Source organism: Bacillus sp. HSf4 (assembly GCF_029537375.1).
GTDB lineage: Bacteria > Bacillota > Bacilli > Bacillales > Bacillaceae > Bacillus > Bacillus sonorensis_A.
The window spans coordinates 2,093,843-2,107,537 of record NZ_CP120679.1; the positions used below are offsets into that span (position 1 = coordinate 2,093,843).

The 13,695-nt window shown below is 45.3% G+C and carries 11 protein-coding genes; all 11 read right to left on the minus strand.

Translation table 11 applies throughout. The annotated features are described in order from the left end of the window. Positions 1 to 6: 6 nt before the first annotated feature. The gene (locus tag P3X63_RS10740) at positions 7 to 1,458 is read right to left on the minus strand and encodes a CoA-acylating methylmalonate-semialdehyde dehydrogenase (RefSeq protein ID WP_481748574.1); all 1,452 of its coding nucleotides are present in this window, start codon (positions 1,456 to 1,458) and stop codon (positions 7 to 9) included. Beyond that, on the minus strand, positions 1,442 to 2,350 hold the full coding sequence (locus P3X63_RS10745) for an NAD(P)-dependent oxidoreductase (RefSeq protein ID WP_077737222.1): 909 nt from the start codon (positions 2,348 to 2,350) through the stop codon (positions 1,442 to 1,444). Before P3X63_RS10745 ends, P3X63_RS10740 begins: the two co-directional genes overlap by 17 nt. A 14-nt stretch (positions 2,351 to 2,364) precedes the next feature. Then, a complete protein-coding gene (locus P3X63_RS10750) occupies positions 2,365 to 4,080 on the minus strand; it encodes an acyl-CoA dehydrogenase family protein (protein ID WP_026587295.1) in 1,716 nt (571 codons plus the stop codon). Positions 4,081 to 4,439: 359 nt separating this feature from the next. Further along, positions 4,440 to 5,384, minus strand: coding sequence for a mannose-6-phosphate isomerase, class I (gene manA, locus P3X63_RS10755; RefSeq protein ID WP_026587296.1), 945 nt, complete (start codon positions 5,382 to 5,384; stop codon positions 4,440 to 4,442). A 17-nt stretch (positions 5,385 to 5,401) separates the two neighbouring features. Then, positions 5,402 to 7,324 (minus strand): fructose-specific PTS transporter subunit EIIC, encoded by a 1,923-nt coding sequence (locus P3X63_RS10760; protein WP_277692837.1) that lies wholly within the window; start codon positions 7,322 to 7,324, stop codon positions 5,402 to 5,404. A gap of 141 nt (positions 7,325 to 7,465) precedes the next feature. Continuing rightward, the gene (manR, locus tag P3X63_RS10765; protein WP_277692838.1) at positions 7,466 to 9,409 is read right to left on the minus strand and encodes a mannose transport/utilization transcriptional regulator ManR; all 1,944 of its coding nucleotides are present in this window, start codon (positions 9,407 to 9,409) and stop codon (positions 7,466 to 7,468) included. 216 nt (positions 9,410 to 9,625) lie between these two features. Beyond that, positions 9,626 to 10,282 carry an ABC-2 transporter permease gene (locus P3X63_RS10770; protein WP_026587299.1) on the minus strand — a complete coding sequence of 219 codons (657 nt, stop codon included), beginning with the start codon at positions 10,280 to 10,282 and terminating at the stop codon, positions 9,626 to 9,628. Then, positions 10,266 to 11,135: an ABC transporter ATP-binding protein gene (locus P3X63_RS10775; protein WP_201278508.1), complete on the minus strand. Its 870-nt coding sequence runs from the start codon at positions 11,133 to 11,135 to the stop codon at positions 10,266 to 10,268. Before P3X63_RS10775 ends, P3X63_RS10770 begins: the two co-directional genes overlap by 17 nt. 11 nt (positions 11,136 to 11,146) lie before the next feature. Beyond that, positions 11,147 to 11,521 (minus strand): GntR family transcriptional regulator, encoded by a 375-nt coding sequence (locus P3X63_RS10780; RefSeq protein ID WP_026587301.1) that lies wholly within the window; start codon positions 11,519 to 11,521, stop codon positions 11,147 to 11,149. A gap of 216 nt (positions 11,522 to 11,737) precedes the next feature. After that, positions 11,738 to 12,589 carry an SDR family oxidoreductase gene (locus P3X63_RS10785; protein ID WP_077736688.1) on the minus strand — a complete coding sequence of 284 codons (852 nt, stop codon included), beginning with the start codon at positions 12,587 to 12,589 and terminating at the stop codon, positions 11,738 to 11,740. Between the two features lie 2 nt (positions 12,590 to 12,591). Further along, positions 12,592 to 13,686: a mannonate dehydratase gene (gene uxuA, locus P3X63_RS10790; protein WP_277692839.1), complete on the minus strand. Its 1,095-nt coding sequence runs from the start codon at positions 13,684 to 13,686 to the stop codon at positions 12,592 to 12,594. Positions 13,687 to 13,695: the final 9 nt, after the last annotated feature.

Sequence of the window (13,695 nt, forward strand, 5' to 3'; positions counted from 1 at the left end):
GTAAGGCTAGAACCAGCGTTCGGTGACGACCTTTTTCCGTGTGTAAAACTGGACACCGTCTTTTCCGTTTGTCCCAAGGTCTCCATAGAAAGAGGCTTTGTTTCCTGCGAAGGAAAAGAACGCCATTGGAGCCGGGACATTGACATTGACACCGATCATGCCGGCGTCAATGTTGTCGCGGAATTTTTGAACGCTTTTGCCGTTTGACGTATAAATGACAGCGCCGTTGGCAAATTTGGACTTGTTGGCGAGTGCGATTCCCTCATCAAGGTCTTTGATTCGCACAACACTTAAAACCGGCGCGAAGATTTCATCCTGCCAGATTTTCATATTCGGTTTCACATGATCGAAAATGGTGGCTCCCACAAAGTATCCTTCCTGAACACCCGGATTGCGTCCGTCCACCGTTAGTGCGGCTCCTTCTTTTATGCCGCTGTCAATATAATCAAGGACGCGGTTTTTGTGGACTTCACGGATCAGCGGGCCGACAAAGTGATCATCGAATCTGCCGTCTCCCGTCTTCAGCTTTTGTGTTTCAGAAACGAGCATTTCCATGAAGTCATCGGCGATGTCGGTGGCAACCGCCGCAACGGAGCAGGCCATACAGCGTTCCCCGCTGCTGCCGAATGCCGCTCCGATGATCCCTTGAACCGACTTTTCAAGATGGCAATCCTGCATAACAATCGCATGGTTTTTAGCGCCGGCAAGCGCTTGAACGCGTTTTCCGTTTGCTGTGCCTGTTTGGTACACATATTTTGCGACAGGTTCTGATCCAACGAAGGAAATCGCTTTGATTTCTTCATTCTCCAATAAACCGTTCACGACGTCTTTTCCGCCGTGGACGAGGTTGAGAACCCCTTTTGGAAAGCCTGATTCATAGAACAGTTCGACTAGTTTCTCTGCAAGAAGAGGCGTCCGTTCTGAAGCTTTCAAGACGAACGTGTTTCCGCAGGCGATGGCGAGCGGAAACATCCAGAGGGGAACCATCATCGGAAAGTTAAACGGCGTAATGCCGGCGACTACTCCCAATGGATAGCGCCAGATCGAGCCGTCGATGCCGTCTGCTATCCCGGGCAGGGCTTCTCCCATCATGAGCGTAGGTGCCGCGGTCGCCAGCTCCACGACTTCAATTCCCCGCTGCACTTCCCCGCGGGCGTCCTTGAGCGTTTTTCCGTTTTCCATCGTAATAATGTCAGCCAGCTGTTCTTTTTGTTCTTCAAGAAGCTGCAGGTATTTGTATAAACGTCTTGTCCTGTTGGGCACAGGCACCGATGACCATGTCTCGTAAGCGTGTTGTGCGGCCCGTACGGCGCGCTCCACATCTTCTCTTACAGACAGGGGGACATAGGCGATTGTTTTTCCGTTGGCAGGATTAACCACTTCTTCGACTTCGGCAGCAAGAGAATCCACCCATTCCCCATTGATGTTGTTCCGCATTTTTTTAATGTTGCTTTTCATGATTCGTTTTCCCACCTCTATTTTGCTCACTGATTTTTTTGTATAAGACAGACATATCCTTTTCGCCGTATCCACCCTTATCCGCTTCTTGATAAAGCTCAAAGAGGATGTTGCTCACCGGCAGTTCCACGTTGTTTTTGTGAGCCAAATCCAGGGCGAAGCCGAGGTCCTTTAATAGAAGCTTCAAAGAAAAGCCCGGCTCATAGTGATCATCCGCTATGAAACTTTTATAGTTGCGCTCATAGATGCGGCTTTGGCCATAGCTTACATTCAGCATGTCAAACAATTGATCAAGATCGAGGTTGCTGTTTTTTGCAAGGTGCAGCGCCTCACTGACCCCGGCTGTATAAAATCCGATCAAGAGGTTGTTGATCAGCTTCGTGTTCGTCCCGCTGTCGATATTCTCGTTCACATGAAAGATATTTTCGCCCATAGCGTTAAATACAGGCATTGCCTTTTCGAAAGCGGACTTTGCGCCCCCTGCCATAAAGGTGAGTGTCCGGTTTACCGCCCCTATCACACCGCCGCTGACGGGCGCCGCCAGAAAATCGACACCTTTATTTCCGGCCGCCTCTTCAATTCTCTGATTCAATTCGGGAGCGACCGTACTCGTGTCGATCAGCAGGATGCCGGGTTCAGCCAGGTGTACAAGCCCCTTTTCCCCTAAAAAAACCTCCTCTGCTGCGTTTGATGAAGGAAGGCTTGTCAAAATCGCGTCACACTGTTCAACCATCTTCTCAAGCGGGATACCGATGGTTCCGCCTGCTTGCTGAAAGGACAGCTCCGCTTCCTTGTTGAGATCCATACCATAGACAATGAAGTTTGCCAGAAGCAAATTTTTTGACATCGGAAGACCCATGTTGCCCAAACCGATAAACCCGATTTTTTTCAAAAGTTTCACTCCGTTCACACAATATATTTCTCATGTTCGGCTATTCTTTCTGCGATTTCGCGCTTTTGGATAAACAGGTTGCTGAAGAGGGGGACAGGCAGGCTGCGAATCTCTTGCAATACGAGCTTTCTTTCGGCTTCATCTGATTTCAGCCCTGTTAAGACAGACACCGCCATCTCTTCAATGTTGCGGAAGCCTTCTTCACAAATGACGTTTGTCATGATTTCTTTCAGCCGTTCTTTAGCTTTCCCGCTTTTTTGTACCGCTTTTTCCGTCCGTATGACAGCGGATTCCATCACATAGATTTCTTTCTTCATGTCGGCGATAAGCCGCGAGTATTCCTGCTCCTCTTGAATGTTAATGTTGGCGTGTGCCAGTGTATTCAAAGATTTGTTGAGAAGCCGGTTAGACTGATAGATGAATTGCCTGTTTCGTTTTTCCTGCTTTTTTAACGGGATTTCAAAGTTTGTGCCAACGTTTTGGTGCACCATTTTCAGCAAAAGTTTGGCGATCGTCAGCCGGTTGATTTCGTTTGTGCCTTCGAAAATCCGGCTGATCCGCGCATCCCGGTACAAACGTTCCACTTCATACTCCTGCATGTATCCGTAGCCGCCATGAATCTGAACCGCCTCGTCTGCGATCCGGCCGAGCACTTCGGAGCAGTTTACTTTATTGATCGCACATTCAGATGCATAGTTTGCCAGTTCTCTTAAACTTTCGCCCAGTGAACCGGCAGTCTCAAACACATTGTCTAAGTTTCCCGCCGTCCTGTAGGCAGCACTTTCCGCTCCGTAAATCGAAATCGCCATATCGGCGATCTTTTCTTGAATCATGGAAAAATCGATGATCGGCCTGTCAAACTGTTTCCGCTGTTTGGCGTAGCTTACGGCAAGCTTCAATGCTTGTTTTGCAGTTCCGATGTTTGAAAAGGCGAGTTTCAAGCGCGCCATGTTTAAAATATTCAAGGCGACATGATGCCCTTTTCCGGCTTTTCCGATAACATTCCCGATGGGTACTGTGACATCATCCAAGATCAAGGTCGCTGTCGAAGACCCTTTGATCCCCATTTTCTTTTCTTCAGGGCCGACCGAAACCCCTTTAAATGAGCGCTCCACGATAAACGCGGTCATGCCTTCAGCCGTTTTTGCAAAGACAACATAGACATCAGCCACTTGCGCGTTCGTAATCCACTGTTTTTCGCCATTTAAAATCCAGGCTGTTCCTTCTTTGTTCAAAACAGCCGTCGTTTTTGCATTTAAAGCGTCTGATCCTGCACTGGGCTCTGTCAGGGCATACGCTCCGATCCATTCTCCCGATGCGAGCTTCGGCAGGTATTTTTGTTTTTGTTCTTCGGTTCCATAATAAACGTATGGCAAAGTCCCTACACCCGCATGAATATTAAAGGAGACGCTGAACGACCCGCCGGCTCCCATTTTCTCGGCCACAAGCCCTGACAGCTTTTTGTTGAGAGAGAGGCCGCCGTATTCTTCCGGCACCTCGATCCCGAGAAGGCCGAGCTCTCCAGCTTCTTGAAACAATTTTTTAACGTTTACGTGATCATGCTGATCAATCGATTCAAGAAGGGGCATGACGTCGTTTTTGACAAATGATTCTGTCGTTTTGGCCATGAGTTGCTCTTCCTCAGTAAAATCCTCAGGTGTAAATAGGCCAGCGGCAATTTCATGATGAAAAATCAAGGGTTCATTCCACCGGAGTTCTGCTTTTTCCATCACGTTCCTCCTCGCTTTCCATTCATGAATATGAACTGTGATAAAAAGGCGATGAATTCGCTTACATTATCTTTCTTAACCGAATCATCGCCTTCTTTTCTCATGGTGTGTTTTTTACGGTTGATGTTCTTCAGGAAGGAAGCGTTTTTTCTTTTCCCGAACCGTGCTCACTTCCCGTTTGAAGAAAAGAACGATTGTTCTAATCATATGCGGACGTCCTAAGGTTCATGCCATCTTTGATGTGTCCCAACGGCTGAAAACGGCGGCTATTGAACGGAGGTCTGGGGAAGAAGTTGATGGAATACAAAAAGAACACCTGTATGAAGACAGGTGTTCTAAAAAGGTGAACGGATGTATGTTTAGATGCTCGATACAATACACTTTGTATGCCCGTTGAGTTCAAATTCACCAAATCCATTTGGCAGCAGCATGTGATCTCCCTTTTGAAAGCCGTATTCGCGCTCGCCGGAGATCACGCGCCCCTGTCCTTCGATGATGCTGATGAGAAGAAAAGGTTTTTCCTGTTTTAAGCAGGCTGTTCCTTTTAATTCCCACTTTGCCACTGAAAAATAAGGGCCTTCAATTAAAGTGGCGCTAGCCAGGTCATCTGTTTGTTCATATTGAACCGTTCGCTCTTCCGGCAAAAATGGAACGTTGATGACGTCAATGCTTTTTTCCAGATGGAGATCGCGAAGGTTGCCAGCTGCATCCTTTCTGTCATAATCATATAATCTGTAGGTTGTATCGGAATTTTGCTGCGTCTCCAAAATCAAAATACCTTTTCCGATGGCATGCACGGTCCCGCTTGGCACATAAAAGAAATCTCCCGGCTTCACCTTTACCCGCCGTAAAAGCTTGTCCCATTCTCCCTTTTCTATCATGGAGATCAGCTCATTCTTTGTTTTGGCGTGATGGCCGTAAATGATTTCTGCGCCCTCTTCACAGTCTATGATATACCAGCATTCTGTTTTTCCGAGCTCCCCGTTTTCGCGTGCCTTCGCATACACGTCATTTGGGTGGACCTGAACGGATAGGTCTTGATCAGCGTCTAAAATCTTCGTCAACAGAGGGAAGCGATCCCCCTCCAGATGTCCGAATAAATGCCGATGATTTTCCCAAAGCCCGCCGAGTGTGAGTCCTTTATATTCTCCGTTTAAAACGACGCTTTGTCCATTTTGATGAGCGGCAAAAGCCCAGCACTCTCCCGTTTGTTCTGACGGAATGTCATAGCCGAAGGCGGCTAAAGCGGTGCCGCCCCAAATTCTTTCTTTGAAAACGGGTGCAAAAAACAACGGTTCAGTCATCCTCATCATTCCCCCGTTTATATGATTTCGTCCAAAAGCTTGTATGCTTCTTCTTTTGTTTCCACAGACAGCAGTCTTTGACGGTAGCTGTCATCCATTAGTTTTCGCGACAGCATTTGCAGGAGTTTTAAATGCTCGTTTCCTTCGCTTTCTTTCGGTACGGCGATCATAAAGATTAATTTCGCCTTTGTTCCATCAAGGCTTTTCCAATCGACACCCGATCTTTTCATCCCAAATGCGACGCTTGGCCGTTTCACTGCATCAGATTTTCCGTGCGGAATCGCAATATTCATTCCGATCGCTGTTGTGCTTTCTTGTTCGCGAGCCATAATCGCTTCTTTAAATCCGCTTGCTGAATAAAGTGCGCCGGCGCTGGCTAATTTTTCGATCATTTCATCGATAATCTCGTCTCTTGTTTCCCCTGATAATGCAGACTCGATCAGCTCGATATCGGTGATGTCGGTCAGCTTGTTGATTTCCGGCATGTTGATGTGCTTTTTGGCTTCCATCGGTGCGTCTTTGACTGTTTCGGGCCGAGTTGGCTGCGGTGTTTCAGCAATATCTTTTTTTAAGACATTGACCAAAAAGGCAGTGACAAGTGATCCGGCAATGACAGCGATAAAAAACATCAGGACATGATCCACCGCTCCAAGCACCGCAACGATTGGTCCCCCGTGTGCCACTCTGTCCCCGACGTTTCCGATCATCGCGATGACAGAACCTGTCATCGAACCAGCCATGATACTCGGAATCACGCGAAGCGGATCTTGCGCTGCAAATGGAATGGCGCCTTCAGTAATGCCGAACAATCCCATCGTAAATGCCGCTTTTCCCATTTCTCTTTCTGCCGTCTGGAATTTTCTTTTTCCTAAAAACGTCGCAATACCGAGCCCGATTGGCGGTATACAGATGGCAACTGCAATCGGGCCCATGATTTCGTAGTTTCCTTCACCGATCATGGCAGATCCAAACAGAAAGGCCACTTTGTTGACGGGACCGCCCATATCAAACGAAATCATCGCGCCCAGGATCAAAGCCAGAAGAATGGAGCTTGATCCCTTCATCCCAGCCAGCCAGACCGTCAATGATTCAAAGATTTGCGCGACAGGCGCGCCGATCAATAGTACAAATGCCAAACCTACAATCAGTGATGCAACCACCGGTATGACAATAATCGGCATAATCGGCTGTAGCGCTTTTGGGACTTTTAATTTTTTGATGGCCAGCGCCGCATAGCCCGCTAAAAAACCGGCGATAATCCCGCCGAGGAAACCCGCGCCGCTCACGCTGCCGTAAAAGCTTCCCGTCGCCGCGATATAGCCGCCGATCATACCTGGAACAAGCCCTGGTTTATCGGCGATGCTGTAGGCGATATATCCGGCTAAAATCGGGATCATGAATGAGAATGAAGCGCTTCCGATCTGTTCAATCGTTTTCCAGAAAGAATCATCCGGAATCACCAGGCCTTTCGGCGTTTTCTCACCGCCGAGCGTCAGGGCAACCGCTATCAGCAGTCCGCCGACGACGATGAATGGAACCATGAAGGAAACACCGTTCATCAGATGACGGTAAATCGGGTTTTGTTTTTTCTCCCGCTGACTGTCCGGGGCCGATTTTGAATCTGATTGATGGGTCGGGATGTCGCCGTTTACCGCTCTCTTAATCAGTTCTTCCGGCTTGCGGATGCCGTCTTGAACACCGACAGCCAACAATTTCTTTCCGATAAAGCGGTCTTTATTGACCGACCGGTCCGCAGCAATAATAATCGCGTCTGCTTCGCGAATGTCTTGTTCGGTCAGCTCGTTTTCTACTCCGATGCCGCCTTGGGTTTCGACTTTCAGTTGAACGCCCAGCCTGTCGGCCGCTTTTTGCAGATTTTCCGCGGCCATGTACGTGTGGGCAATTCCGTTTGGACATGATGTAATCGCTAACAGTTTCATGCTCGTCCTCCCCTTAGAATAAAGTATGTTTAGTAGGGCTTGTCACTACTGTATATCAAAATCAGGATGTTAAAAGCGCTTGTTTTTACCGTAGTTTCCGGAAAAATCGGCTTTTTTCCCTATCAAATTAAAAAACAGGGCTTAGCCCTGCCTTTCATAGTCCAAATAAGATAAAAATTTCATCACATTTGTTTCCTGTGTCAGCATGCGAATGAAAGCCGGCTGTTCGCTAAGGTATGACAGCTCGTGAAACAATTGCCGCGTCATGTTTTGATCCTCGTGTTTCACAGCCAGCATAAAGACGAGCGACACCTTTTCAGCCCCCCAGTCAAGCGGCTCTTTTAAGGTGGCGATAGCGATGGCCGATTGTTTAATCCATTTCGCGTTTGCATGGGGAATCGCAATTCCGGCACCGATGTTTGTCGCCGACATTTTTTCACGCATGACGGCATGTGCGGCGTAATCCTTTTCGACATAGCCTTTTTCATACAAAGCCGCTGCCAATTTTTCAATCAGTTTGTAGCGATGCTCTGATTCTTGCTGCAGAAATACTAAAAATGGCGTCGTATTGTTTAACATTTTAAATGTTTGTTTTTTGCGATCATCCATTTGCTCGACAAACACGTTCAGCTTTTCTTCATCACCGGACTCTAACAGCGGTGATACGACAACATGGGGAAGCTTCATATCTTCCAGGGATACTGTGGAAATGACGAGCTCTGCATCACTGTGCCTGGCTAAATAATCCGGCAAGTCGGCTTTGGCGATACAGTCGAGCACATCGATTTGCCGGCATTTCCGCTCGATCTTTGTTCGCAATAATTGCGACATCCCGATTCCCATATGGCAGACAATGACGGCTTTTTTTCTTGCATGGCCGCCGCGGTTAAAACGTTCGACCGCCGCTTGAAAATGCAATGTCAGATATGCGGCTTCTTCCTCCGGAATCGCAAGCGCGAACGCTTGATTGATGTCTTCCAGCGCATCGATGACAATATGAAACAAATAAGGATACATTGTTTTGATGTCTCTAAGCATTGGATTGGATACCGAAAGACCATAGTTTAGGCGATTTAACACTGTGTTGAGATGAATGTTCAAGCCGCCCATCAACACCTGATCCTGGCGGAAATCCTGCATTTTCAGCTCTGATACGCGGTCGATCAGGTGCCGGACAACCTGATGAAGCAAAGGATTTTCCAGGTTTTTCTCTTCCTGATGACCCGGATACCGAACTTTCCCGCCCAGGATATGCAATGTCAAATAGACGATTTCCTCTTTGGGAAAGCGGATGGCAAAAGGGGCCTCCAGCCGTTTTAACAATGATAGTGTCCATTGATATTCTTTTTTCTCTTCGACAAGGGAGATGTCTTTTTGAGCAATGGAAATCGGCTGCTTCATTTTGATCCGGCGGATCATCAATAAAATATGCAGCAGCAAATTTTCACTCGTTTCATCCGTGAAGTATAAAGAATGCCGCTTTTGCATTGATTTGATTTCATTCATCACACATTCGATTTCATGGCTTAAAAATTTGTTTTTGATAAATTGACTTGTAAATTGTGGATGGTCGATTAAATCCGATAGCCTGGCCATCGCTTTTCTTTTATTTTTTTCGCTCCCTTTAATGGTTAAGCCGAGCCGTTGCTTTGACACCAATGTGAGGTCAAACCGCTTCAGCCACCCTCCTATTTTGGTTAAATCTTTTTTGATGGCCGATTTATTTAAAAAATATCGCGCAGCAATGTCTTTTGCAGAAGCGGGCTTTGGATTCATTAATAAGTGGTAAGCGATGTCCAGCATTCTTTCCTCATCGGTTTTCTGCTTATGGCCGCTGTGTTCACGAAATAGTTGATGGGTCAGGCGGACCCTCTCATCATCTTCTATTTGTAAGTAAACGCCTACCCCCGGTTTGCGAATCAGTTCTGCATCAGCATGTTCATTTAAATAATCTTCGATCGCTTTAAGGTCGTTTCGGATCGTTTTTTCGGAACACTTTACTCTGTCAGCGACATCTTGCACGATTAAATAATCATCAGGTTCAGATAATAACAGATATAAAATGTCTTTTTGCCTCGTATTCATGTGGATTTCACCTGTTTTCTATCCTTCCTGTCAATTTCCCTTAATGCCTAAAATTATAGTATAAGTATACTACATACGAAACCGTTTACATTATATAATGAAATAAAAGAGGCAAAAGTTTGATTTTTTACCGAAGCTTCCGGAAAAATGATGTTTATCAAAAGCAAAAAATAAAAAAGGATCAAAAAGAGCCATGCTCCCTTCTGATCCTTTAGATTAAAACTCTCTTTTTTGATAAAACTTAAGAGAAAGACCATATGAACAAATGATGATGGCAAATAAAGCAACAATCAACAGAATGAAGCTTCCCGCGTTTGAGGTGCTTCCAATCCATTCCGTGAGCTTCTTGTTAAAAGCGAAATGCTCATCCTCGCTCAAAAATTTAACAACTGCTGTTCCGCCAAATATAAAGACGAAAAAAATGATAAGGTTCGCCATTTTCGATTTCAGATAGCCGTACTTAAAAATTAACGGAAACGAGATGGCGCTAAACAAAGTGACAGCCACAACGGCGCCCATTGCCCCTATCGCTGTGAATGGAAACTCAAGCGGTACGTGTAGCAACTGACAGATCATATTCAGCAAGAAGTAGACAAGAATCGCGTAGGCTGCATACACATAGACTGAAACATACTTGGACATGACGATGATATTTCGTTTGATAGGTAGGCTGATCAGGATTTTGTCGCTGTTGTTTTTGTCCTCCAATGAGCTTGCACCGAGAGTCAGCTGATACGTGATGGCCAACACGGCGAGCGTATAGCCGATATGCTCAAGCTGAGAAAACGTAAATGTGAAAAAGATCATCAAAAAGAGCGATAATTTGATTGTTTTTTTCTGCATTAAGATATCTTTTTTAATAAGATGATACACGATGATCACTCCTGTTGGTTGAAAATACCATGATATCCTCCAATGTAGGCTTTTCGATCATGACGGAATCCCCGAATTGCTGCAGGACGTCTTTTCGATTGTCCGACAGCGCTTCAAAACCAAAGTGATTTTCTTTCAGACCGATAAATGTGTTTGGCTGGCGCGAGTTCAAGATTTCTTTGCTTCCTTTGACAATGCAGTACCCCTCCAGCAGTTCGTCTTTTGTTTTGCTTAATATCATCTGTCCGTTATCGATGAGTGTAATAAAGTCAGCGACTTTCTCTAAATCGGATGTAATATGAGTTGAAAAGAAGATCGATTTGTTTTCGTCTTCAAGCAGTGTTTGCAAAACATCCAACAGTTCAGACCTGACAAGAGGGTCTAATCCGGAAGTCGGTTCATCCATGATCAACAGTTCAGCATGATGGGAAAGGGCGATCGCCAGCGAGAATTTCATTTTCATTCCTTTTGACAAGTGTTTAATCTGTTTTTTCAAAGGAAGCTGAAAGTCTTTTGCATACCGTTGAAAAACGGCTTCATCCCACCTTTTGTAAAACGGGCTGATGATGCCCTTCATTTCGCTGAGCGTCAGTTCTTCATAATAGTGATTTTCATCGTAGACAAAGCCGATTCTTTGCTTGATCTCGATGTTGTGCTTTTCGCTGTCAAGGCCGAAAATATTGATTTCGCCTTCATCTTTTTTGATCAGGTTCATGATCAGCTTAATTGTCGTGCTTTTCCCTGCTCCGTTTGGACCGATAAACCCCATGATATACCCTTTTTCAAGAGTGAAGTTGATATTTTGTAGTGAGAAATCCTGATAATGTTTCGATAGATTGTTTATTTCCAGAATGTTGTTCATCTTTACCACCCTTCATACAACAGTTTGAGCATCTCTTCGAGCTCTTCATATGTCAGGCCGACGAGCTTGGCTTGACTGACGGCTTCTGCCATTTTTTCTTCAATCATTTTTATTTTTGTTTCACGGAGCATGTCTTTATTGATGGCTGCCACATATGAGCCCTTTCCGGCAACGGTGACAATGAACCCTTCTTTCTCAAGCTCATCATAGGCTCTTTTCGTTGTAATCACACTGATTTTCAGCTCTTTGGCCAAGTTTCTGATCGATGGGAGCGGCTGTGTTTCCGAGAGCGCTCCTTTGACGATCTGCTCCTTTAATTGGTTGACGATCTGAAGATAGATCGGTTCGTCTGAAGCGTTTGAAATAATAATGTTCAAAGCATGACATCCCTCAATTCGTTATTACTGTATATATACAATATAAACAGTAATAACACCTTTGTCAATTGTCTCTTTTAAGCTGGAGATGTGCCAGGCTTAACACTGAAACGTTATTTCTTTCAGGCGGCGCCAAATCATAAAATCCCAATTTCTCTAAGTTAAGACACTTAGAGAAATTGGGATTTGAAATGCCGTTGATCTCAAGTTAACGGCCTATACTCCAGAATAGGCGGAGAATCCTCCGTCAACCGGTATGACAGTGCCGGTAACAAACCGAGAGGCTTGGTCGCTTACCAACCACAGTAATGTTCCGATTAGATCTTCCGGGTCGCCGAATCGATCCAGGGGTGTTTGCTCCAATATTTTTTGCGCTCTCTCTGTATATGTTCCGTCTTCCCTACACAATAACCGCTTATTTTGTGCGGTCAGGAAAAAGCCTGGGGCAATAGCGTTGACGCGAATTCCGGCTTTTGACATATGCACAGCAAGCCATCTGGTGAAGTTGCTGACAGCGGCTTTTGCGCCGCTGTAGGCCGGGATTTTTGTCAGAGGCGTATATGCGTTCATGGAAGAGATATTAACGATCACATTTCCGTCTTGACCTGCCATGTCTTTTGCAAATACTTGGGTGGTTAACAGTGTACCTAGAAAATTCAAGTCAAAGACAGATCTGACACCTTCCAAATCCAAATCAAAAAACGTTGTTAATTGTTCACAATTCAAATCTTCCTTATACAAATATTCTTTATCTGTCGTTCCCTTTGGATGGTTGCCGCCTGCTCCGTTAATGAGAATGTTGCATTTGCCAAATGTCCCGCTAATCTGTTGTTTTGCTTGTTCCAGGCTTTGTTTATCAAGGACGTTTGCAGCAATGGCGATCGCTTCGCCCCCGTTTTCCTGAATCTCTTTCGCTACCTTTGCTGCAGAAGTTTGTCTTCGGCTCATTACCGCTACTTTTACACCGCATTGAGCCAATGCTTTTGCAAAACAGCTGCATAACATTCCGCCTCCGCCTGTTACTACAGCCACCTTATCTTTCAAGTTGACATGAAAAGGAATTTCCATGATCATCCCTCGTTTCTGTTTGCTGTTAGTGTTCCGCGTTTATAGGAGAACCGATTTCTTTCTTTTGCCAATGCTTCCCATATTCCATTTAAGTATGTCGCGCCCAGCGCCCGATCATATAATCCGTAACCCGGCTTTCCGGTCTCATTCCAAATCATTCTTCCGTGATCCGGCCTCACCGGTCCGGCAAAGTCTATGTCTCTTAAAGCCCTTACGATTTCATACATATCGAGAGAACCGTCTTCCGAACGATGAGAGGATTCCTGAAATGACTTTTCTCCGATTCTTTTAATATTTCTAAGATGTACAAAATTGACTCTTCCTTTTTTTCCGAAATAATGAATGAATTCTGGAATGTCATTGGTTGGATTTGCACCGAGTGAGCCGCTGCATATACACAACCCGTTAAATGGGCTGTCATAAAGGTTTACAAACCGCTCCAAATGTTCTTTATTCGTCATGATTCGCGGTAATCCAAAAATGGACCATGGCGGATCGTCCGGGTGAATTGCCATTCTTACTTCTTCTTCTGCAGCTACCGGTATAATTTCTTGAATGAAATGCGAAAGGTTTTTCCATAAGTCCTCCTCTGTAACTCGTTGATATTGTTGAAACAGGCTGCGTAACTGTCCATCTGCATAGCTTGTGTCCCAGCCGGGAAGTTTAAGACCGCCATTTAACGGATTCATTTGCTTTACTTTTTCGTCTTCATATATGAGTGCTGTCGAACCGTCTTCTAATGGATAATCTAGAGAAGAACGAGTCCAGTCAAAGACAGGCATAAAATTATAGCAAACCATTTTAACACTCGCTTTTGCCAAATTGCGTATCGTTGTTTTATAGTTTTCAATATATTGATTTCTTGTCGGCAGACCTAATTTGATATCTTCATGAACGGGTATACTTTCGATCACACTTAGCGTTAAACCGTGCTTTTCAATTTTTTCTTTGAGCTCCGCAATTTTTTCATACGGCCATGCTTCCCCTGCGGGAATATCATAAATCGCCGAAACAATGCCGGTGACCCCGGGAATTTGACGAATGTTTTCCAACGTGACCGGATCGCTGTCTCCATACCATCGAAACGTCATTTTCATATCTTTTGC

What these genes read in the sequence shown, in the direction of transcription:
- P3X63_RS10740 (WP_481748574.1), bottom strand. Translation starts at nt 1,458, where the DNA reads ATGAAAAGCAACATTAAAAAAATGCGGAACAACATCAATGGGGAATGG.
- P3X63_RS10760 (WP_277692837.1), bottom strand. Translation starts at nt 7,324, where the DNA reads ATGAAACTGTTAGCGATTACATCATGTCCAAACGGAATTGCCCACACG.
- uxuA (WP_277692839.1), bottom strand. Translation starts at nt 13,686, where the DNA reads ATGAAAATGACGTTTCGATGGTATGGAGACAGCGATCCGGTCACGTTG.
- P3X63_RS10785 (WP_077736688.1), bottom strand. Translation starts at nt 12,589, where the DNA reads ATGGAAATTCCTTTTCATGTCAACTTGAAAGATAAGGTGGCTGTAGTA.
- manA (WP_026587296.1), bottom strand. Translation starts at nt 5,384, where the DNA reads ATGACTGAACCGTTGTTTTTTGCACCCGTTTTCAAAGAAAGAATTTGG.
- manR (WP_277692838.1), bottom strand. Translation starts at nt 9,409, where the DNA reads ATGAATACGAGGCAAAAAGACATTTTATATCTGTTATTATCTGAACCT.
- P3X63_RS10750 (WP_026587295.1), bottom strand. Translation starts at nt 4,080, where the DNA reads ATGGAAAAAGCAGAACTCCGGTGGAATGAACCCTTGATTTTTCATCAT.